This is a genomic window from Saccharicrinis sp. 156 (genome assembly GCF_050589685.1).
In the GTDB taxonomy this organism is placed as follows: domain Bacteria; phylum Bacteroidota; class Bacteroidia; order Bacteroidales; family Marinilabiliaceae; genus Saccharicrinis.
In genome coordinates, this window is sequence record NZ_JBNGOS010000046.1 from 23220 (window position 1) to 45791 (window position 22572).

The following is a 22572-nucleotide window of genomic DNA, read 5'->3' on the forward strand; positions in this document are numbered from 1 at the left end:
TAGATCACGCGAAATATTGAAGGATCACGCCCAAAGTTACCCATGTTCCGAAATCTGTACTAATTTATCGTAAGCTAAAATCTCAATAAATTTACCGTAAATTTTGATGATGCCATCCTTTCTAAATTCGGTCAATGCGCGAATCACATTTTCGGTGGTCATGCTAATATACTCTGCAATCTCCTTTCTGTTGACGGGTAGTTCAAATTCTCTGCTTTTGTATATGTTATCAGAGAAATGTAACAATACATAGGCTATTCTTCCACGAAGATTTCGTCTTCTTATTTCCAATGATTCGTGAATAACGGCATCACTTACACGGTTCATTTTTTCAATAATACTTTTAGCAAAAGTTCCGTTCAGAAGAATCAGACTCTTTATGTGTTCAATGGGAATATTACATGTAGTAGAGTCTTCAATGACCATAACCGAATAACTATAGTGTGGCTTTGAAAATAAACTAAGCAGACTCACAAAATCAAAAGGCTTGGCAAATGAAAGTATCTGTTCCTTGCCATCTGTATTGGTAACAAACAGTTTAACCAAACCGCTTTTTAAGTATATAAATTCCTCTATGAACCTTCCTTCTTCAATTATATATTCACCTTTGCTATATTTTTTTTCTATTCTACTTCCGCAAAGACTCGACAATTGGTCAGAAGATACATTCTTAAAAAACAATTCTTTTAGTTCACACGCTTCACAACTACATTCCTGATCCATATAATTGATTTATATCATCTTATTCTTTGATTTCAATTGATATATATCATAAACTGATACTTATTACCCACTCACTACACTTTATTACCGTTCACAACAACTAACTTTCTTATATCATTTAGAGCTAGGATTATTTAACAAATAATTACATCGAGGTAACTATTCTAATATACTTAAAAATTAAGGAGATTAAAAATAATGATTTGCCCAATGTACGCGGTATGATCCATGTCAAGTTTCATAATGTGCAAAGTTGAATACCTCGAAATAAAAAAACGAATTGCCTGAAAAGAGTATAACATTGATAAAATATCCGAAATGAAGAAAATTGTAATATTAGGTGGAGGCACAGCTGGCACCATGATGGCCAATAAGCTAGCCAATGCTCTGGATAAAGAAGAATGGGTCATCACAATTGTTGATAAACACCGTACGCACTATTACCAGCCGGGTTTTTTATTTATTCCCTTTGGTATTTATAACGAACGCGATGTCACAAAGCCCAAAAGCTCTTTCTTTCCGGCAAGAATTAAAGTGTTGTACACTTCCATAGATAAAGTAGATGCCGAAAATAAAAAAGTGCAATTAGAAGGTGGAAAAGTATTGCCATACGACTTTTTGATTATAGCTACAGGAACACAAACACGGCCGGATGAAACCCCGGGTTTGAAAGAAGAGCTTTGGTATAAAGACATATTTGACTTTTATACGATTGAAGGAGCGCTTGCCTTACAAAAACACTTTAAACGTTGGAATGGAGGTAAATTAGTGATGGCAATTACGGAGATACCTTACAAATGTCCGGTTGCTCCATTAGAGTTTGTGTTTTTAGCGGAGGAATTCTTTACTAAGAAAGGGATGCGCGATAAGGTTGATATTACCATCGTTACGCCCATGTCGGGTGTATTTACCAAGCCTATTGCCACCAAGATGCTTTCAGAATTGCTCAACGAAAAAAACATCAATGTAGTTGCCGATTTTTATATCGAGCGTATCGATAATGATAAAAAAACTTTGGTGTCGTACGACGAGCGGGAAGTAGAATTCGATACCCTGACAATAATTCCTGTGAATATGGGCGATGAAATGGTGAATCGCAGTGGTTTAGGTGATGAACTCAATTTTGCCTTTACGGATAAACACACCTTAAAACATCGGGATCACGACAATATATTTGTACTTGGTGATGCCGCTAACATACCCACGTCCAAAGCTGGTTCAGTGGCACATTTTGCTTCTGAAATATTGTTTGATAACCTGATGAACGCGATAGATGGAAGACCATTGACCGCTCATTTCGATGGACATGCCAACTGTTATATTGAAACTGGATACGGAATGGGGGCATTAATAGATTTTAACTATGAAACAGAACCCCTTCCGGGCACCTTTCCTTTACCTGGCATTGGACCATTTGGCTTACTCAAAAACACCAAAATAAATCATTATGGCAAAATAATGTTTCGATGGATTTATTGGCATTTACTGTTAAAAGGGAAGGAATTGCCTGTGGAAGCAGATATGACTATGGCCGGCAAGAAACGTGTAACCTTTTAAAGCCAACACTATGAATGAGCAATATTTACAAGAGCAAATAAACTTGCTCAATCACAAAATGGATTTGGTACTTGATTCGCTCAATCTGCAAAACCAAAAGGCGGAAAGCGTAGAGGACTTACTAGCCGACTTGCAAATTGTGGGCAAGGACATGTACGATACGGCGGTTGTTGAACTGGAGAACCAACAGGTGGAAATTGATATAGACCAATTAAAACAACTCGGCATAAAACTGTTGCAAAACGTCGATAATATATCTGATATCCTATCTCTATTTGAAAGCTCGATAGATTTCGTAAAAGATGCAGCTCCCTTAGCTCGCAATTCCATCATCGATTTAACAAGAAATTTACACAAAGTAGAGCAAAAGGGCTATTTCGAGTTCTTTCGCGAAGCAAGTCGCATTATCGACAATGTAGTCACTAATTTTTCATCTGAGGATGTTCGTCTATTGGCCGATAATATCGTGACCATTATGGGCACTCTTAAAAATTTCACCCAGCCAGAAATAATGCATTCGGTACAAAATGCCCTTAAGGTGTACCAAAGCATTGATGTAAAAGACACTCCGGAGTATTCCGTGTTTAAATTAATTCGCGAACTGAATAAACCTGAAATGAAGAAGGCAATGGGTTTTATGGTTGCCTTCATGAAAAATATGTCGAAAGAATAATATTCTAACAAACTAAATTTATACTACGATGGCACAAAAAGAATATGCAAACAAAACGGTAGATGTAAACGATGAAGGTTATATGACCAATCCGGCACAATGGGATCGGGAAATAGCCCATGCCATTGCCAAGGAGATAGGTATTGAACTTACAGAATTACACTTTGAAGTGTTGGCTTATTTAAGAGAGAAATTTGAAAGTGGTGAAGTATTAACTATTCGTAAAGTGGGTAAGTCAGGCATCACAGACATTAAGGGATTATACAAGCTATTCCCTGGTGGACCATTAAAATATGCCTCCCGAATTGCAGGTATTCCAAAACCTTCAAGCTGTGTTTAAGTCAGTCTCATTAAAAAACAAAAGCCATGAATAAAGAAGATAGTCCATTAAAAAAAGTGTGTATTATATGTGCAAAAGGATCCATTGAAGATGTTTATGCTACGCTTGTATTAGCTAACGGTGCTGTTATGGAAGGCATCGAAGCAAAATTATTTTTTACCTTTTTTGGTTTAGATGCGATCACTAAAAAACAAATGAACAAGCTACATACGGCAACCATAGGAAATCCAGCAATGCGAATGCCTGGTGGCCTGGCATTTCCGAGCTTACTGGGTATGTTACCGGGCGTAGAAGCTGGCGTATCATCTATGATGAAAAAGCAAATGGAAGATTTGGATATTCCTCCTGTTGAAGAATTCTTTGAAATGATTACTGCGGGAGGTGGAGAAATTTATGCGTGTAAATTAGCCATGGACATGTTTAAATTAACCAAGGATGATTTGTACGAAGAGGTCTCTGCGGTATTAACTGTTGCCGATTTTTATGCCATGTGTGGCGGAGATAACACGCAGATTATTTTTACTTAATATAACCATTCTAATTGAATCTGTGACTAGTGTTAAATAACCTACCGGCAACTTTGTCGATAGGTTTTATACCAATTAATTATTTAATACTTATTACAAATGGTTTCCGGTGTAGGGACAATTGGTACTTTCATACTTCAAAGGGTTTACCTTTTGTTTTCGTACTTAAGCTTTCTCCAAGATGCAGATAAGTAGCAGAACGCCGTCGTAATTGTGCCAATGAAATTAGTGAGCAAGGTACCAATAGCTTAGATGTAGTTCAAAGGGTTGGAAAGAAATTTACCAGATCGGTTGCTGACATCCAAAAACCTGCCAACCTGGTAACCGAGATATCAGCCTCTTCGCCAGAACAAAATGCAGGTGCCATGCCGTAAACAAAGCGGCTAACCCAAAACACTTATGGATGACTTTTGATACAATATAAATAGTCACCCAATGAGTTTAGGACTAACACTTAAAGGCCATCTTCTGTACCTCAACACCTTCAATGCCTACCAGTTTCTTTTCCAGTTTCTTCTGTTCTTTTTTATCGCCAAACAATTCGAGGATAATCAATCCGCTTTTGCTACAAAAGTCATCCGAAACTTCGTGCAATCCCAAACGGGTTTTAATGGAGCAGCCAAATTTAGTTAACACTTTTTGCACTTCTCCCGCTTCTTTGGTACGATCGAACACACTAACGCCTAAAATTGTGATTTTTTCTGAGTTCATAATGTCTGGATTTAATAGTTGACAGGAAGTTAGTGTTTTGGCTGTCAAAAGTCAATTCTATTTTACATTATCCTCACGCGCTTTATGGGCTGCTGCACTGCAAACTTATCTGACGGCTATACCTAAAAACTAACCGTCATCCGATGAGTGCTTTCCATTAAGCATTTTTAAAGAGAACCACGCCAATAAAACAATTACAACAACCATTACACCCCAAAGCCAGAATTTGTTAAAAATTGCGGATGGGGGGATGTTTTTACGGTCAAACATCCTTTCTTCATCACCTAAATTCAGGGCAGTCAACCGTGCAGGTATTTGATCTTGGAACCTGACTATATCATACTTGGGCAACAAAGCCATTTCGTTTCCATAAAACAAGTAATAAGTCGCTTCTCTTGCAAATCTGACGTTCAATTCGTGTTTGTAGCCCGTTACTTCTATTGACTCAATATCCAATGGCTCGTTATCATTGTTCTCGATAGAGACGAGCATCTTCTTTAATGTTGTACTTTTAAAGTTAAAATCATTCGTTGCCAGCGAATTTAAAGTTCCTATGAGCAATTTACCATACCTATAAACCCATCCAGTTTCTGTTTCAATACTATCTTGTATTAATTTAATACTAACGCGTCTGTAATAATCGAAATCACTTTTAATGTTTATAGTCACTTTTCCTGCACGTACTGGGTCATCAAAATCCACTTCAATTTCGGTCGTCTTATACTTTTTATTTTCGGTTACATAAAAGTTCTTGACTGGATATTTTTTTCCTTCCCCATCAAGTGTACTCGATTGAACAAGAGCCGCACTGCTTAAACGTGGATTTTTTGTTGCAGGAATAAATAGCCTCAGGTATTTATACTTTGATGAAGAAAATGACAGTTTGTTAAACTGAAAATCAGTAAAATCGTTCACTATGGATACGATTCTGTAATCATCTAATATCGTGAACCACTCTTTGCTGTCCGAGCTTCCTTCGAGACGCACCTGCCAATCAAAATTTTTCCGTGTAAAGTCTAACTCTATCTCGTTAACCGATACACCCTCTTTTAATTCGAAGGTATAGTAATAACCATTTTTATCATGCGATTTATTAATCGTTTTAAAACGGATCTTTTTGACAGATGTTTGCGGAACATTTTCCTTTAAAAAATAAGGTGCCTCAACCGTATCTTTATATGGCGTTATTCCATAAATTCGAATATCGGCAAGGTTATCCTCTAAGTTTCCGAACATATTATCTGGAAGCTCCAATCTATGCCATGTTTCGTTTATATTCAAAATCTCCCTTTTGTACTTATATTTTTCTATTTGTGCACACATCAAAGAGTTGAGCAATATAAACAGAAGAAATACTATATATCTACTCTTCATTGACTACGGGTTTGTATTTGTTATATAAAAATGAGATCACCAAAAGTAGCACCCCCAGGGAAACGAACACAATAGTTTTTTGTATGGTGCTTAAGTTGGTCAGATCATAAAAGAAAAGTTTTAACAGCGTGACTGCAAAAAGCGACATCCCCCCTATCCGCAAGTGTTGCCTTTTTTGAACCATACCCAGGATTATGATTGCAAGCGAATAAACCCCAAACAAAATGCTCAAAGTGGTTTTATAAACTGATTCAAAACCATTTACCGACAACCAGGTAACCAACTCGTTACTCAACATTGTTATAATCGTGATATGTAATAACAGGTCGAAGTAAAGCCTATATTTATTTAACAGATTATTGATATGCAGATTTAGATAAGCAAAATACATAAGTGTTGCCACAAAAGCGACACACACATACCGCATGGCTACATTAAAAAATCCACGATGAAAATATTCCGACTGCGATTGAAGTACATAGCTATCCCGTAATTCACCCAGGGTGTAAATGCCATTGGTTATAAACAAGCCAATAATCAACACACTTGCGCCTAGCGTAACATAGGCCAGACTTATGCTTTTAATTTTCTTTAAATTGATAAGCGATAGAATAGCTGCAAATAGCATTGAGTAATTATACAACCAGATGGTTTTAAACCGATTTAAATCATAATTACTGATAAAATTATAGTAATCCTTTCCCTCTGGTTTAACCGAAATTCTGGTATCCACCAAAAGATGATTCCAATAATAAGATATCTCCATTTTAAATGCGTAATAGGTAACAAACAGCAACATACCGGGAATAACATAAGTAAACCGTTGTGATATTCGTGGGTATTCCAACAAGTGAGATTGGTTTTTATGCTGTACATATTGTATAAATGCGAAAGCTGCAATCACCAGCGACGAAGACAAAAAGTTAATATTAAAAATACTGACTAAACTCTTGTCAACACCACTGTATGGCACATTATAATTAAACATCCAATCGTGAAGAAGGCTAAAAAATGCCAACAGCATTAACGGGTAAGATAGCAGTTCGTATAAGGAAACCTCTTTTGTTTTACCAATCCAATATAACAATGCACCCAAACCTGCCCAAAGCAGTGTCACCCAGTTTCCGTCCAATTGAACAGGAATAGCAATCACCACAAAAACCAGTACCAGCCCTGTCACCAAATTATACAGGTTCTTGTCTGCCAGTTTTTGTTGATGAATAATAAGTCCTACCGTAAAATGAACAATGGCGTTGCAAAGGGTAAATAAACCCAGTAATTGCTCGTACCCTATCTGTTTATCGAGCAATGAATATCCTATTCCATAAAAAATAAACGAATTGGCTAATAACAGAATAATATCGGGTCGTTTGAACACTTCGTTTTTCTGTAGCTTGTAGGCTAAAAAGGTGATGTAAAACGATATGAAGAAAATACTGGCAAAAGTTAATGCCAGGGCAAAATACGGTTCAAACTTATATTCGGGCAGGTACCACATAAAAAACATCAACCAGCTTAAACCAAAAGAAACATAGTAAAGTGGTTTCCAGTATTTTTTTAGAGAGATAAACAGAATACCGACATTGATGATGGCTATATAAGTAAACAAGGTTAGTACATTCCCGCTATCATCACTCAACAAAAAAGGTATGGCATAAGCACCCACCAAACCAATTAGGGCAATCACCTGACGGCTATAGGATAGCGCTGCAATAACCGTAAAAACCGTGAACACAACCATTAGACCAAAGGTGAGTACTTGCGGTATTAAACCAAAAAAACTATAGGCCGAGAAAGTGATGAAATACATGGTTGTCATGGCACCACTGACCAATACGGCACTGTAGTTTTCGTACTTGCTCCGCAGTTTCATCCCAACCACAAGGAGTGCAATACCACTTACATAGCCCAGGATGATCCGTGTTAAGGGACTGATTAGATTATGCTCGATGGAATATTTGGTTCCGATAGCAATTCCTATTACCAAGATGGCAATTCCTATTTTGTTCATCAGGTTTTCGCCGATAAACTTTTCCAGACTTGTTTTGCTTTGGTGTTTAATCAGGTCTTTTGGCCTAGCCTGTTCTTTTAAAGAAATAGCAGGTTCTGTTGCCTTTTGCTTTTGCTCCGGATTACTATTTTCCTGCAACGATCTAACACCTGCCGGATTATAAATACCTTTTTCTGTCGAAACTTTCGAGGTCGACTCCTCTGTTTGCGAAGATGACAAACTTTCGATTTTTCTGATAAGGTTTATTTCTTCCTTTATGTTATTAATTTCCTTGGTAAAATCAACTTGTCGCTTAAGGATATAGTCAAGTTTTTGTTCCAGTTTTCTGATTTGATCGTCTGAGCTATCCATATCAAGTCTGTTCGGTTTGTAATTTAGGTTTTACAAAGTACGATTTTTTTTGAAATACGAGGGACGGTATATTCTGACGCTCCAATGTCTGCGACGATTGGAGGTCCTGAACGCTTTTCAATGGTGAAATCCTTTAAAACAACTACTTCGGATTACTATAAAACCAATTTTAGAAATATAGGCTATTCATTTCTGTATGGAATAAACCTCCGTTGTTCCCGAACCAGGTTCTTGATCATCGAGGATACCACGGCGTTTATTGGTTGACCTTTACTTCTGGCAACAATTTTCCTCATCGCAGCCTACGCCAATTTTTAAACGATCTATTTTACCATGTCGTTTTTTGTAGGCTTCCATCAGGCGTTTTTTCTCGGCTCTTTTTTGGACATAAAAAGCTATTTTATCTGGGTTGTTGGTATAAGCATAACTTAAAAACTTAGCTCTTGAAGTCTCGTCGTATTCTGTTAGGCCAGCCTTATTTAATTTGGCCTTAATCTTCTTCAATGCCTTTAAAACCTTTTTGTCGGGATTATTCTCGGCGCTTAACCATTGGCGTAGCTTATAAGAATGGTGTAAGTCAAGTGATGATGCAAACTTTTTGGCTTCAGTTGGAGCTATCCACATAAAATAACTTTGTTTGGTCCAGGTATACCCGCGGTACTAATGGCTTTGTTGGCTATGTTCCATCGTTAAACTCCAGCATCATAGCCACAGCTACCGAATCGGTGTAGGTTTTCATTTGTGACGCAGGTAGCTTATGCGTTACGCATGCTTTTTGAAAAGTAACGGAATCGATAACCACATTATTATCTTTATCGATATATTGGTAGTTGAGCGAGAACCTGTCAATAGTTTTAAGGTTGGTGCCTTTTACCTGGTCCACGGCATAGGAGGTTTAGGCGATGGTATTTGATGCAAACAAAATAGCTAAAAGAAGTAATGATAATTTCTCGGAAATCTTTCTCATTGGTTTTTTTTACCACGGAGGCACGAAGGGCACTAAGGTGCACAATGTTTATTTGAACTCGGATTACAAATCCGAGCTAGCTTTAGGTTGTTTTTACTCACCGGATGAAAATTTGCGTAATGTAAATATTCATCCGGTGAGTTATATTAATAGGATAGCATCGCTTGGAGCGATGCCATCCCTCTATTTATTCGCTTCAATAATTTTTAACATCAACGCATAATGTGCTTTATGGGTTCCTTTGATTTGCTTCTTTACTATCTTCTCTGCTTTTTCTAACTCAGTTAAAGAAGCCATCACGATAAAACGATCTACATAATTTACTTTAGCTGCATTTCCTGTTGCCAGGGCTGTTTCATTACCAAAACTATCCTCAAACAGCTTACTGGAAATCTGTGGTTTTAAATGGTTTTTTACCGAGTTGGTCATCGTAATGAGATTATGCACGTAGCTTTGTTGCAAGGCCATTTCAATATCAGTTAATCCACCTTCGGATAATCCCCAAATCAAATCGCTCATATCGCTTAAGTACGCTTCCGATGAATAAACAGAACGGTTGGTTTCGATACGTTGAAAGAAGAATCCGCTCATCATCTTATCAAAGGCACCAATCACTTTTTTATAGTAATCATTTCGTAACGAACCTAATCGGTCTTCAATATCTTTGTTAACGAGCCATTCGCTATTGGCCATTTCATTTACTATCCAGGCTATGGCCTCTTGTTGTTTGGCTTTACTAACCGGTGTAAACAAGGGTTTATCCTCACCTTCTACACCAAAATACTGGTAAGCCCCACCAATGTAAGACATGGAATGCTCCAGGTAACGGTTGTACTGACTGGTTACTTCTTTATATAACTGACGTAGATAATCGTAATCCTTGTTAGGCTCAGTCCCCCACTCTACCAGGTGGTTCATTATAAATTTCAGGTTCTTCATACCATAGGTACCCGCCAAAACAGCATCATCGCCCAAAGCCTCGGCCTGAGCTGCCGGATCGCCGGAAATACCCATGGCAAATTGGGGCGTAAAACGATACATGGGGTCATCGGCCTTTTCTAAAAACCAACTATTTAATGTTTCGTATTCTTCAGCTGGTTTGGCAATGTTAGGTAACCATTGATATCCATATTTAATGGCAAAGATATCGAATACGCCCAGTGGCGGCGGCGTTAGTTCCACGCCCTTATCCTCTGGTTGCGCTATATAATTGTATCGGGCATAATCCATAATAGATGGGGTAGTGCCATATTTTTGGGTAAAAGTAACCGAACGCAGCGAATCTACCGGATATGCATATGAAGCTCTCATATTGTGCTCAAATCCTAGTGTATGTCCCATTTCGTGAGCTGCTGCATAACGAATCAAACGTCCCATCAGCTCATCCGAGAACAACTTCTCGCGAGCCTCCTCTTCAACCTGTCCGCATTGTACCAAACGCCAGTCGTGCAGCTTTTGAATCACATCGCCATACCAGATAATATCTCCTTTTATGATTTCGCCCGAACGCGGATCTGTCCAGCGTGTCCCCTGGGCATTTATAGTAGTATTTGGCACATAGCGGAAAGTGGTGTTGATCAGGTTATCAGGATTAAATTTCGGGTCGTCAGGAAATGGCTTGGCCATAATGGCATTTTTAAAACCAATGGCTTCAAAGGCCATTTGCCAATCTTCGATACCTTGTTTTACATATTTTTGCCATCTTTTGGGCATACCATTATCGATATAAACAACAATAGGTTTTTTAGGTTCCACTAATTTTCCTGCCAGGTAATCTTTTATGTCTTTTTGTTTAGGTTCCATCCTATAGCGATGAATATAAGATTCCCTCCGGGATGTTCCGCCATTGTCCTCGAAATAGGTTATACCGCCATCGAAAAAGTTGATTCTGCGATCGCTTAATCGGGGCATCATGGGTTCTTTATCGAGTAATACAATGGAACGGTTGACCATGGTACGGTAGGGTGTAGAATTTGTGCTCCAGTTAAAATAAGATTGTAACTCGATATTTTTTTCAAATACCTGCACTTTGGCCAGGTACGATGATTCTGTATCCAGTTTTCCGGGTTTTCCTTTGCTTTTAAACGGTGTAACCACGGGTAATTCTTTATCAAAAAAATCGGTCATATCAATCACCAAAGCACTGTCTTTACCAAAAGCTTTTATTGGGAAGGTTTCCAATACCGGAGTCATGTAGTTTCGGGCGAAGGCATTTTTAATGTCCTCACTTTTTTCTCCTAATACGTCTTTTACATTAGGAACCAAAAGGTATACATTTTCTTCATCGTGTGAAAATTGGAATACCACAGGTCCTACACGTAACTCACCTGCATAAGCTTTTCCGCGTGCCGGGTTGCTCACCTTGGCAATACGCGAAGCCATCAGAAACTCGCGTTTGAATAAAGAATCCGGTATCTCGAAATACAACTTATCTTCACTCTTATGCACCGTCCACATTCCCTTTTGCGTGGTAAAATCGGAGGTGATCACCTTTTCGTAAGGTTTTATTTTCCCGTTGGTTTTAGTTTCTTTTTTTTCTTCGGCTTGTACCGAAAATGAACCTATAACCAATAGGCTTATCAATAAATGGAATATTTTCATTTTTTTTAAAATTAGAATCAAATTGGATGAACACAAAGACTTGGAGACATATCGTTTTAATATACCTCTTCACTCCGGGCTCTGCATTACTTTATTTACAATCTATATAATTGCATTTTTAGTTATTTTTCTAATAGAAAATTATTTCACTAATTCCTGAGGTTCAAAGCATCCTTCGCTTAATGGTTCTGGATCTCCTCCATAACTATTTTTATTATATATCCGGTAATGGGACTCACGCGTCCCTCCGAACAATTCCTCGCTGTAAGCTTTTAAAACCAAAATTATTTCGAAAAGACCTTCTGAAACTTCCTGATATGTGCCACTTCCACTAATTTCTATCTTAAATTCTTCATAAGTCTTATTTGAAATGGTTAACTCCTGTCCGGTTACCTTCACTATTCCCTCTGATGCACTGGTTCCATCTTTCGGGAAAAACTCCAACGCATCTCTAATGTTAAACCCTGGAGACTTATCTTCATCTGTATAGTCATTAGTGAACCAGCGTTTCAAATTAAATGAATTTACTGTTCTTCCTGCATTAGGCGAATAAAAACCTACCTTAAATGCATGGTGATAAACATCGTCATTAGTATCTGAAGTACCATTATCGGAATACAACACTGCCATTGAATCTGTGGCTGGAACAACCAACGGATATGTGAAGGTATTAAAAGCGGTCCACTCACAACCAGGCTCACTATTGTAATCCATCCAGTTTTCGCCGTAAGTTCTATAATAAGGATCGCTAAGGTTATAAAAATTAGATGCGGTAAACACTTTTTTATCTCTCGGTATTTTTATAGGTTTCACTATCCAGAAACTGGAATTACCCGAAGACTGATACAAGGATTCTTCAACCAATTTTAACTTGGTGGTATATTCAACATCATCATCATTTATATTTTCATTTAATGTTAATATGTATTTAATTTTCGAAAAGTTCACAAGGTCCAACTCACGTTCCAAAACATAATCAAACTCTTTAATCTGATCGAACAACTGTAATGATTCTACTTCCTCTGGTAAAAACCCCTTATTGAACAATATCTCAAATTCTATCCGTTCACCCACCAACCCATCTATTTCCTTGCGATTATCAGAAAACGAAACACTTGTATTAACCGTACCTAGGCTTAAAGCTAGGTTCTTATTTTTCAATTCGCTATTTAGATGTCCCAGGTTTACATTTTCATCACTAGTGTCCACCAAAACAAAGTCAATTTTAATGTCATCATCCGCATTCCATCGTTTGTTAAAATTTACAGTAATTGTATCTGTAAAGTTATCCGGACCAAAAGATAAGTTTGCCGGACTGACGTTTAAACCATCAAAATTACCAGTTACATCACTAGAGTATTCAACCGTTATTTCTTTGTCTAAACCGGGATAAGTTAAGACAACAGGAATTTTCAGCGGTTTAATGGATTCATGCGTATACTCCTCCAATGCTGTTTCACTATTATCTTTTACATCTCCTGCCTCAAACGGTTCATTGTTACTATTTGTCAGCAGGAAAAAGCGCACAAAAGGGGAACCATTATAGGTCATTTCCCCCGTAATATCATCGGAATCACACCTTAAAAATGTAATAGCAATAATTAATATGAATAATACTTTAGTAACCTTCATTTTGAACCAAATTTGAATTTAAATAAGTATTTCCTCTGGGAATAGGTAACACAAAATAATTAGACGGATAATCAAGATGGCAAGTATTGGCAATACAACCATCGTTACGATCAACATTCTTATGAAAACGAGCTATATCGAACAACAAATGTCCTTCGAAGCAAAGCTCACGTCTTCGTTCCAAAAATATTTCATCTAATAAATCGTCGGTAATTAAAGCAGGTGTCGCCCCTGCCCTATCCCTTATTGTATTTAAATCGCTTAATGCATTTCCCTGCTCATCCAACCGTGCATAAGCTTCGGCTCTAATCAAATAAAGCTCGCTTAATCGCATCAAAGGATTTCCAGGGTTATCCTGGAATTTATGTGTGAAGTAATATGGCAGATCCTCCAAATCGGTTTGATTGGGGATTACAGTTGGCAAATCAACTTCTAAAAACATGGAATCCCCTCTCACATCTCCTGCTTCAAACAGACTCAACAAATCTCCTGAACTTGAGTATTCCTGATAATCGCTTGTACTAAAAAAACCGTAGGCTCCAGCCATAGTATTCGTAGTTTGATAAGTACCATCCTCGCTTTGTACTGCCGAAAACTCAAATATAATTTCCGAAACAGGAGCATTGTCTTCTTTCCATTGATTGTCATACTCCTCTTTGCTCATCAATGAAATCCCACTGTTCAGAATAACATCGCTACAATAGTCAACAGCCATTTGATATTCGCTGGCATATAAGGCTACCCTTGCTAACAAAGCCTTACACGAGATGTTATTAAAATATGAATATGAAGGTCCGCTCAGTAAGCTAATTTCTGTAAAATTATCAATCGCATCCTCAAGGTCATTTAAAACAAAACTATAACTCTCTACCGCTGTTTTTCGTGCAGGGTAATCTACGCCAACCTGTTGAGTTCTTTCGTTACAAACAATGCCTAAATGAGAAGCATCAGGGGTATAAGAAAAGTTCTGCGAATACATTCTGACCAGGTAAAAATGACATAACGCCCTTATGCATAATGTCTCGGCCTTAAGTTGTCTTTTTACGTCATCACCCACCTCTGTTAGTTGATCCAAATGTTCCAATATTTCGTTACTCGCATTGATTATTTCATAAGCTCCATCATACAACGATGACAAGTCACTATTCTCTTCTTTATCCTGAAAAGAGTATACATTTTCAACGGAATATGGAACATCTATTTCCCCTTTACTGGAAGATGTATGGGAAGGCGTAAAAACAATGTTGCCACCCAATAAATCGGCGTAGATGGCATGCTGCCTAAAAGTAGAAATATCTTCAAGGTCATAATAACATCCATTTAATGCCAGTTGAAACCCCTCATAGGTTGAAAACAATTCCTCAGTAGATGTTTGAGTTCCTGGTTCCTGCTCCAGAAAATCACTGCAACTTACTGACAATAACAATATAGCTGTAAGATATACTAATATATTTCGCATCGTTTCTTCTTTATTCAAATTGAAAATATTTTAATCACTAAAAACTTGCCTTAATACCTAATGACCAGGTACGTGCCTGAGGATATAAATAATAGAATTCTTTTATACCATTCTTCCCATAGGGGCTTTTATCTTTATAAAAAGTAGCAACATTAGAAACATCAAAATTAACTACCAAATTATCAAGGAAGATGTTCATTTTAGCAACTGGTAAAATATAAGATAAGCTTATATTATTGATTTTAAAGTGTGAAGCATCATAAACATATTTGTTATAGTTAGATATAGGGGGATTATCGCTGGTAACAGCCGGCTGTGTTGCAATGTCACCTGGTTGTTTCCAATAGTCGTATGCATTAACACTTAAATTCCGGTTTACTGTAATGTTATATTTAGCAATCAACTCATCATCCACCATCTTATCCACCCCATATTTGTACGATCCCCTAACGCTCAACTTTAAGTTGTTTCGGTATGAAAAAGATGTGGAAAACCCTCCATAAAAATCAGGTTGTCTATTTCCTATAGGCACCCAGTCTACTGCAGAGAAAATATTGTTATAAGTTGCTGCATCGTATATCTCCCCATCCTTTTCGAGCAAATCACGTCCTGTAGCAGGGTCAATACCTACCCATTTAATTCCCCAAATAGTTGAAGTACTATAGCCTTGTCTAATTGAAGTGGCTGTACTTGACAAAGAATAATCATCCCCGAAATTTTTCAGCGAAGTGATTTCATTTTTCAATGTCGATAAATTCACTCTCATGTCCCATTTAAAACCAGGAGCGTTTATTATTTTACTGGAAAGAGCAAACTCAAGCCCTTGGTTTGCCATATTGGTACCGTTTATTTGAGTTGAATTATACCCTGTTTCTGATGGCACATCTCTACTAGATATCATATTTTGAATATCATCGTAGAAATATTCGGCTGTAAATGTAAATCGTTTTAAGAAGTTAAAATCAATTCCCAAATCATACTTGAAATTCTTCTCCCAACCCAATTCGTCATTCGGTGCATCATCTGGTCGGGCATAATGTAACCTGTTGTACCCAAAAGAAGTCGATAAGTAATACAAACCCTTTGAGCTATACGACCCAATCCTAGAGTTACCGGTTGATCCAAAACTGGCTCTAATTTTTAAGAAATCGATCCATTTAACATCATTTAAAAATGATTCTTTTGAGATAGCCCAACTTACACCGGCTCCTCCATTAAAGGCCACATCAGTATTATCTCCAAAAACAGAACTTTGATCCCTTCTTAGATTAACTAGTAGATAGTACTTTTTCTTAAAGTTATAATTAATCTGAGAGTATAACGAAACCCTGGAATTATTATTGATATCTGAACCATCGTTTTGGTTACTGTTCGTTTCATCCTTTTCAGTTTCAGGATCATCATCCTGTACTGCTGCAGAAACCGGGTTGATAATATCCGGGTTAACAAATCCCGCCCCAGAATGGTATTGCAGGTCAGCCTTACTCTCGTATAACTCAGCTCCCGCCATGATATCGAAATAGTGGCTTTCTGTAATCTGTTTCTTAAAGGATGTATTTCCCTTCCAACTCCACGATGTAGATTGTCGCTGATTAATAACCCTACGTCCCCATCTGGGGTATTCAATTCCGTCTGCTTCAAAGGTCCCACTGTAACGTCCGCTTTCATTCGCACCAGAGAAATATCTATCCTGTTCCTTGTCTTTATAATCAATACCAAAAGAGGTAAACAAGTTCCAGTCCTCGGTAATGTTATATATGGCATCAAAACTACTCATTACCCCATAGGTATCACTTTCGTTTATGTTTTGTTCCAACGCAGCCAGCGGGTTTGCCATACCTTGCACTCCAATTTCGCCAAAGGTTCCATCTTCGTTGTACGGAGCAATATTGGGAGCAAACGCATATGAATAGTAAATGTTAGGATTTTCCTTTTGGATAATACTGGGATTTAAGGACAAAGTCAATTGTAATTTATCGTCTCGATAATTTAACTTGGAACTTAACTTATATTGGTTGGAGTTATTGCCATTTTGCGGTTCGTTTATTTTAAGATAATTAACCCCAGCCCTGAACGTGAACAATTCGGAACCACCACTCACCGACATGGCGTATTTTTGATAAGAACCATTTCTGTTTAGTAAATCAAACCAATCCGTGTTAACGCCATTGTATGCAATTTCGTCTTGACCCGTATTTCTTAGATATTCATTTCGTAGGTCAGTATATTGTTCTCCGCTTAAGTATTTTATGCGGTTTACTGCTTCCTGATAACCTTGCTGTGTGGATGCATTAAATCGTAGCTTTCCTTTTCTACCTCCTTTCGTGGTAATAAGAATTACACCATTAGCACCATCCGCCCCATATATTCCCACAGCAGCTGCATCCTTAAGTACGTTAATGGACTCTATGTCCTCTGGTGCAATTTGAGCTAATGGATTTAAAAAATCTTCGGAAAAAACGCCACCCCCGTCAAAATATTGACTGTCCATCCCGGTTTCTTCTGTCATGATCACCCCATCAATAATAATTAGCGGTTGCGACGAAGTACCCAAAGTAGTATTATTGGTTAAAGTTCCCTGCCCTCGAATATCAATTGACACCGGATCTAATGGCGACGACCCGGCTTCCATGATAACTCCTGCAATCTGCCCTTCCAGCATCTTGTCTACACTTTCAAATGCCTGATCCACCTGAATATCTTTTGCTTGTATGGTGGTTATGCTTCCTACCACATCTTCTTTTAGTTTTTTAGTTCCATATGATGACGTTACTACTACCTGCTCCAATTCGTTAACTTCTTCCTCCATTTTAAAATGAAAGCTACTTTGTTTGGTAAAAGGTACCTTGATGGTTTTCATACCAATAAACGAGACCAATATTTCTTCGCTATCCTCATCCTGTTCCCTGATCATAAGTTTGAAGTTACCATCAAAATCGGTAATGGTTCCCTTTTGTGATGGCAGCAGTATAATATTTACGCCGGGTAAAGGCGAGCCATCGCTGGCATCGGTTACCTTACCGGTAACTACCCGCCCTTGTGCAAATAGATTACTTGATAATAATAGAAGTGTGGATATCAGTATATAAAAAATCGACTTCATTGATTTGTTTTTGTTCGTTTCGTTCTCCTCTATTTCTTTATTCAATTCATATATATTTTTATATACTTCAATTATTTAGACCTATATAAAAATAAACATCAATTTATTTTGATGACAATGGAGGAGTATAATAAAGGATAGGTGGTGGCTAATTTAGTTATGAGGTATCAGTCTAATCAAGAATCTCACAAAACCTATAAATCTATAAATTAATCGTCATTGCGAGGTTAGCGTGGCCTTCTGTTCCATTTAATAGATTGCTTCGTTCCCTTCGCAATGACGTTAGTATCACAATTATTATTTTACTTGAATCTTATGTACTAATTTGATTCCGTTATCAACCAATTGCAACATATAAATACCAGCTTCAACATCCAAATCAATACTTTGTCCGGCAACAACACCTGCCATCACAGTTCTACCAGCAATATCAAATACAGTATATTTGGCATCAGCGGAAACTAAACCGGCAATATTGATTGTTCCTTCTGTTGGATTAGGGTAGATAGATAAGCTTGAAGCATAAGCTGCGTCAGCAACATCTAAGGTTAATGGATCAAATTTATACAATTCGTTACCTTTAGCAGCTGCATATCCTTCAAAATAAAGCACGTCATTCATAACAACGATGTCATCAATTTTAGTAATCCCACTCTCTACTAATTCAATATTTGTTCCATCAGTACGGTATAAAAGATCATCAGTACTAGATGCATCAGCATCATCCGCAGCATAATACAAGTAATCACCAATTGCAGCAAAGTGAATTGGATTATGATCTACATCTGCATCTAAATCATCTTTTAACATACTAATATTTGTAACGGAACCTTCACCTGTTGGATCAAATACCCAAAGTTGGTCTTTTGAACCATCATCTCCCTCGAAATATAATTTACCATTCCAGGCGTATAAGTATTTTACACCTCCAATTGTCGAAGCAGAAGAAACAGCAACCGTTCCATCAGTAGTTCCATCAGTCTCCCAAAGGTAATTGTCAGCCTCGAAGTATAGCTTATCACCAACAACAGCAAAATAGCTGATACTCGAACTTCCTGTTCCTTCGTCTACATCCTTGATAGGCACAAAACCATTTGTAACATCGTAACTGTACAATTCGCTTCCTGTGGTAGCGTCAGCTGTTTTCATATAAAGGAATAATTTATCTTTAAATACAGTAAATATTCCTCCTCCAACTGTAACTGTGGCATCAATTAATGTTGAAGTTGATCCATCGTATGAATAAAGATTATTCGATGCAACATAGTAAATAAGATCGCCATACTGCAAAGGATTCAAAGCGGCATGGGTTACTCCTGTTGGAACGGTATTTTCTTCTGTACCATCCGTAGTATACATTACTGTTGCTGGATATGTATTTTCGTTTCTAGCAGAGAAATACAGATTATTATTCAATGCAAAAAAATCAAAAACTGATGATGTACCATCTCCAGGCAAAATATCTTTAACTAATTCTGTTGTCCCTGTAGGACTTCCATCTGACATCCAGAGTTCGATACCATAGTCATACTCTCCTTCGCCAGTATAAACACCATCTGCATTTGCATCATAATATGCATCTGCTTTAAAAAATAGGTTGTCACCAAAAACATAGATTTCCGATGGACTACTACTGTTTGTTCCTTGACAAATATCCTTAACCAGTTCAATCTGTCCAAAACTTAAGGAAGCAACCATCAGTGCAACCAATGTCATGTAAAGGTTTTTCATTGTAAAAAAATTTAAAGATTAATATTATTGTTTACTAATTCCCCTTTGGGGAACAAAGCTAGATTTATAGTCAACTACCAACAATCACTAATAATAGGGAAAGGATTATTTGGGTAGCCAGCTATAAACCTGCTTATATTGTTTATCTATAGGTATATGGGTTATCCATTTCTTCCACAACTCCGTTGTCGTAGGTAATAGTGAGCTTTTCAGCTGTAATTAGATTTGCCACCTCTTGAGGGTCTGTTTTATCTTTAACAAAATACACGCGCAGTGTAGGTTCCGATTTGTAATAAGTTACCATACCCACAACGGCCGTATCTTTTTTCGCCACCGAGTTGATTACATATTGCATCATCTGCTCATTACGCGGATAAGTATCAAAGGTCATTTCAAAGGAAACTATCTGATCTTTCGGGTACGACTTATAATTATTGCAAGTCCGTTTATACGGCATAAACATACCTCGTTTCAAGTCTATTCCGGTAACATACTCTTTGGTTCTATTGGCTTCAGACACTTTGAAATTAATGCTCTGCTGGTATTCTTTTCCACCACTTTTTAGGGTAATGTATTTACGTTCAATACTTTTTCGTAACGAATCTGTATTAATATTGTAATCGGCATAGAATCTGATATTAACAGGTTCGCCAAACGATGATTCAAAGGACAGTATATTACCGTCGCTGCGTACAATCTGGTCGAGATAAAAAACATCCATCTGGTCGAAGAAATTATATACTTTGGCATCTACGATGGCATATTTTAGTGAATCGACACCATCCTTTACATGCACCCTAACCGGACTAAACAAGGCCTTTTTCACCTCTGCTCCGGTAGTTGCGGTAGTATCGTACCAAACTTTTACCGTATGTGAGTTTGTATAGGTAGCTGCTCCTGTTGTTCCTTTTACGGTTTTCATCTGCCCCACAAAGGACATGCTACTTCCGTAACATTTCACATTTTTGAGACCCGAGTACTCAACATACTCGCTTTGTGCCACTTCCTCTTCTGTCCCCCACTTAATATCTACGGTAGGCAGTTCCAGTTTGCTGCCCAGGTAAATACCGCCCAAGACAAACACCGCCAAGGCTAAAATAGGCATCCAACGGAAACTGTTTTTATTGTTTATTAATAAGGTATCGCTAACCGGACAGCTCCCCACACAATCTCCACAAAGGTTACAATCGGAATGATTCACCACTTCAAGTGAAGCCACATCAATGCCTTGCGGACACTTTTTAGAACACAGATTACAGTCGATACAAGAGTCTGTATTCCTGGTAATCTTCATCATTTGAATGCTTTTACTGCGTTCGGGCAAAATGGCTTCGAAGAAATAGCCTGCTATAAATAGGATGATCAGCAGATATATCCAGGAAACCTCAATTTTCAGCAGGTAAATCACCAAATAAATAACCACCAATGCGATAACCACATAAATATGCTTAAACAAGGTAGAGATAGCACCGAGTGGGCACACATACCTGCACCAGAACATAGGAATTATAATGGAACCTATTGCCAATATAGCTATAGCTGCAATGGCCAGCCATGGAATTACATCGTGTCCAAACCGCGAAACAATGGCAAAAAACGGATCGTAGGCCTTACAGAAAAGTTCGTTGGACGACAATGTATAATAGAAAGTAATACTTAATAAAGCGTATTTAAATATCCTTAGCACCTTATCCCAGGTATCATTGATGGTAAACTGAATTTTCAGCTTGCGCCCTAATTTCCCAAACCATTCAGAAACGGTTCCGAGTGGACAAATAAAGCTACAAAAAAGCTTACTAAACAGCAGCACACAAACCAACAAAGCAACACCTAATATCAGCTGCATGCCCGACATAGTGCAGGCTAGTGCTCCATTTTCTAAAAAGGTAAACAACGACTGAATCCCTCCCATAGGACAATACTTCTCAAAATCCACAAATAATTCAGGATTCATCAACACTTTGATCAACCAATAAATTGTAATCCCTAAAATACTCATCTGAATAAGAGAGCGAATACCATTTCTGGTAAAAAATTTCTTCATTGTAATCGTTTCGTTTGTTTAATAAATACAAAAGGCATCTTCGGTATATATTAAAATAAGTTTTTAGTATAGTTTAAGGCAGTATTGGTGGCAGGTTATTTTTCGATGATAAAATTGTGCAATAAATAAACTCGCATCGCCCCAAAAATGTCAACTGGTACCCGTTTGCGAGGTGCCAAAAAATTTTGGCACTCTTTAATACTCTAATTATGTGCAGTTTAAATTTTTAATACTTTTAATTAATAACCTTTCTAAATTGAACTAATTATCTCGTTCCCGTGTAAAGAAACATGAAAAGAATATATTTTATAAGTTAATAATTATTACAAAGGGGCAAACCCAATTAAAAAACCCGTTAAAATTTCAACACCCTAACAAATGAAGGCGCTACTTTTATTATTCAACTCTTTTTAAAGCACACCCCCCATTATGAGACACCACCATATATTGTTTGCAATTTTATATTGAATTCCTTTTCTAAAGCAGGAGAAAAACCAAACCTTATGATTGGTTAATTAACCTACCCCTGCTTTAGCATCGGGAAAAGTTATGTGATTACAGATGACTTTAACCTAAACCTAACCTATTCCTTTGTTTAACCCGCAATATGCATTAGAAATTCTATTACACATTGAAATTACTTTAAAACAAGACACTTCGCTGCAACACTTCAACTCACCAGAACGATGCCCCCGAAAGTAATCCATAGCCGTTAACTTAAGGGAACCTATTGGTACAAAAACACATACACAGACGGACTTCCCCAAT

At 37.5% G+C, this 22572-nt stretch carries 16 protein-coding genes; 4 read left to right on the plus strand and 12 right to left on the minus strand.

What is annotated here, in order from left to right; genetic code table 11:
- Window positions 1-36 precede the first annotated feature (36 nt).
- A complete protein-coding gene (locus ACRD64_RS21800) occupies window positions 37-723 on the minus strand; it encodes a Crp/Fnr family transcriptional regulator (RefSeq protein WP_430936066.1) in 687 nt (228 codons plus the stop codon).
- 318 nt (window positions 724-1041) lie between these two features.
- On the opposite strand from ACRD64_RS21800, the gene sqr reads away from it, so the two are divergent.
- The 4 genes from sqr to ACRD64_RS21820 are packed head-to-tail and all read left to right on the plus strand — an operon-like array spanning window position 1042 to window position 3820.
- Window positions 1042-2280: a type III sulfide quinone reductase, selenoprotein subtype gene (gene sqr, locus ACRD64_RS21805; protein ID WP_430936068.1), complete on the plus strand. Its 1239-nt coding sequence runs from the start codon at window positions 1042-1044 to the stop codon at window positions 2278-2280.
- Window positions 2281-2290: 10 nt separating this feature from the next.
- A complete protein-coding gene (locus tag ACRD64_RS21810; RefSeq protein WP_430936070.1) occupies window positions 2291-2953 on the plus strand; it encodes a DUF1641 domain-containing protein in 663 nt (220 codons plus the stop codon).
- Window positions 2954-2981: 28 nt separating this feature from the next.
- The gene (locus ACRD64_RS21815) at window positions 2982-3293 is read left to right on the plus strand and encodes a TusE/DsrC/DsvC family sulfur relay protein (RefSeq protein ID WP_430936072.1); all 312 of its coding nucleotides are present in this window, start codon (window positions 2982-2984) and stop codon (window positions 3291-3293) included.
- A gap of 26 nt (window positions 3294-3319) precedes the next feature.
- Window positions 3320-3820 carry a DsrE/DsrF/DrsH-like family protein gene (locus ACRD64_RS21820; RefSeq protein WP_430936074.1) on the plus strand — a complete coding sequence of 167 codons (501 nt, stop codon included), beginning with the start codon at window positions 3320-3322 and terminating at the stop codon, window positions 3818-3820.
- 447 nt (window positions 3821-4267) lie between these two features.
- Here ACRD64_RS21820 and ACRD64_RS21825 read toward each other — a convergent pair whose 3' ends face one another.
- From ACRD64_RS21825 to ACRD64_RS21875, 11 genes are all read right to left on the minus strand, one after another.
- Window positions 4268-4531, minus strand: coding sequence for a hypothetical protein (locus ACRD64_RS21825; RefSeq protein WP_430936076.1), 264 nt, complete (start codon window positions 4529-4531; stop codon window positions 4268-4270).
- A gap of 129 nt (window positions 4532-4660) precedes the next feature.
- Window positions 4661-5905, minus strand: a complete 1245-nt coding sequence (locus ACRD64_RS21830; RefSeq protein ID WP_430936078.1) for a DUF3999 family protein — start codon at window positions 5903-5905, stop codon at window positions 4661-4663.
- Window positions 5895-8267: a DUF2339 domain-containing protein gene (locus ACRD64_RS21835; RefSeq protein WP_430936080.1), complete on the minus strand. Its 2373-nt coding sequence runs from the start codon at window positions 8265-8267 to the stop codon at window positions 5895-5897. The genes ACRD64_RS21830 and ACRD64_RS21835 overlap by 11 nt, the downstream gene beginning before the upstream one ends.
- A gap of 270 nt (window positions 8268-8537) precedes the next feature.
- Complete coding sequence (locus tag ACRD64_RS21840; RefSeq protein ID WP_430936082.1) at window positions 8538-8891, minus strand: hypothetical protein; 354 nt, start codon at window positions 8889-8891, stop codon at window positions 8538-8540.
- A 52-nt stretch (window positions 8892-8943) separates the two neighbouring features.
- Complete coding sequence (locus ACRD64_RS21845; protein ID WP_430936084.1) at window positions 8944-9150, minus strand: hypothetical protein; 207 nt, start codon at window positions 9148-9150, stop codon at window positions 8944-8946.
- 267 nt (window positions 9151-9417) lie between these two features.
- Window positions 9418-11835 carry a zinc-dependent metalloprotease gene (locus ACRD64_RS21850; RefSeq protein WP_430936086.1) on the minus strand — a complete coding sequence of 806 codons (2418 nt, stop codon included), beginning with the start codon at window positions 11833-11835 and terminating at the stop codon, window positions 9418-9420.
- A 141-nt stretch (window positions 11836-11976) separates the two neighbouring features.
- The gene (locus tag ACRD64_RS21855) at window positions 11977-13467 is read right to left on the minus strand and encodes a hypothetical protein (protein ID WP_430936088.1); all 1491 of its coding nucleotides are present in this window, start codon (window positions 13465-13467) and stop codon (window positions 11977-11979) included.
- Window positions 13454-14926 carry a RagB/SusD family nutrient uptake outer membrane protein gene (locus ACRD64_RS21860; protein ID WP_430936090.1) on the minus strand — a complete coding sequence of 491 codons (1473 nt, stop codon included), beginning with the start codon at window positions 14924-14926 and terminating at the stop codon, window positions 13454-13456. Before ACRD64_RS21860 ends, ACRD64_RS21855 begins: the two co-directional genes overlap by 14 nt.
- Window positions 14927-14963: 37 nt before the next feature.
- Window positions 14964-18074, minus strand: coding sequence for a SusC/RagA family TonB-linked outer membrane protein (locus ACRD64_RS21865; protein WP_430936092.1), 3111 nt, complete (start codon window positions 18072-18074; stop codon window positions 14964-14966).
- Between the two features lie 252 nt (window positions 18075-18326).
- Window positions 18327-19760, minus strand: coding sequence for a T9SS type A sorting domain-containing protein (locus ACRD64_RS21870; RefSeq protein ID WP_430936094.1), 1434 nt, complete (start codon window positions 19758-19760; stop codon window positions 18327-18329).
- Between the two features lie 142 nt (window positions 19761-19902).
- The gene (locus tag ACRD64_RS21875) at window positions 19903-21804 is read right to left on the minus strand and encodes a 4Fe-4S binding protein (RefSeq protein ID WP_430936096.1); all 1902 of its coding nucleotides are present in this window, start codon (window positions 21802-21804) and stop codon (window positions 19903-19905) included.
- Window positions 21805-22572: the final 768 nt, after the last annotated feature.

What these genes read in the sequence shown, in the direction of transcription:
- ACRD64_RS21800 (WP_430936066.1), bottom strand. Translation starts at nt 723, where the DNA reads ATGGATCAGGAATGTAGTTGTGAAGCGTGTGAACTAAAAGAATTGTTT.
- ACRD64_RS21870 (WP_430936094.1), bottom strand. Translation starts at nt 19,760, where the DNA reads ATGAAAAACCTTTACATGACATTGGTTGCACTGATGGTTGCTTCCTTA.
- ACRD64_RS21875 (WP_430936096.1), bottom strand. Translation starts at nt 21,804, where the DNA reads ATGAAGAAATTTTTTACCAGAAATGGTATTCGCTCTCTTATTCAGATG.
- ACRD64_RS21830 (WP_430936078.1), bottom strand. Translation starts at nt 5,905, where the DNA reads ATGAAGAGTAGATATATAGTATTTCTTCTGTTTATATTGCTCAACTCT.
- ACRD64_RS21855 (WP_430936088.1), bottom strand. Translation starts at nt 13,467, where the DNA reads ATGAAGGTTACTAAAGTATTATTCATATTAATTATTGCTATTACATTT.
- ACRD64_RS21825 (WP_430936076.1), bottom strand. Translation starts at nt 4,531, where the DNA reads ATGAACTCAGAAAAAATCACAATTTTAGGCGTTAGTGTGTTCGATCGT.
- ACRD64_RS21860 (WP_430936090.1), bottom strand. Translation starts at nt 14,926, where the DNA reads ATGCGAAATATATTAGTATATCTTACAGCTATATTGTTATTGTCAGTA.
- ACRD64_RS21815 (WP_430936072.1), top strand. Translation starts at nt 2,982, where the DNA reads ATGGCACAAAAAGAATATGCAAACAAAACGGTAGATGTAAACGATGAA.
- ACRD64_RS21840 (WP_430936082.1), bottom strand. Translation starts at nt 8,891, where the DNA reads ATGTGGATAGCTCCAACTGAAGCCAAAAAGTTTGCATCATCACTTGAC.
- ACRD64_RS21835 (WP_430936080.1), bottom strand. Translation starts at nt 8,267, where the DNA reads ATGGATAGCTCAGACGATCAAATCAGAAAACTGGAACAAAAACTTGAC.
- ACRD64_RS21810 (WP_430936070.1), top strand. Translation starts at nt 2,291, where the DNA reads ATGAATGAGCAATATTTACAAGAGCAAATAAACTTGCTCAATCACAAA.
- ACRD64_RS21820 (WP_430936074.1), top strand. Translation starts at nt 3,320, where the DNA reads ATGAATAAAGAAGATAGTCCATTAAAAAAAGTGTGTATTATATGTGCA.
- ACRD64_RS21850 (WP_430936086.1), bottom strand. Translation starts at nt 11,835, where the DNA reads ATGAAAATATTCCATTTATTGATAAGCCTATTGGTTATAGGTTCATTT.
- sqr (WP_430936068.1), top strand. Translation starts at nt 1,042, where the DNA reads ATGAAGAAAATTGTAATATTAGGTGGAGGCACAGCTGGCACCATGATG.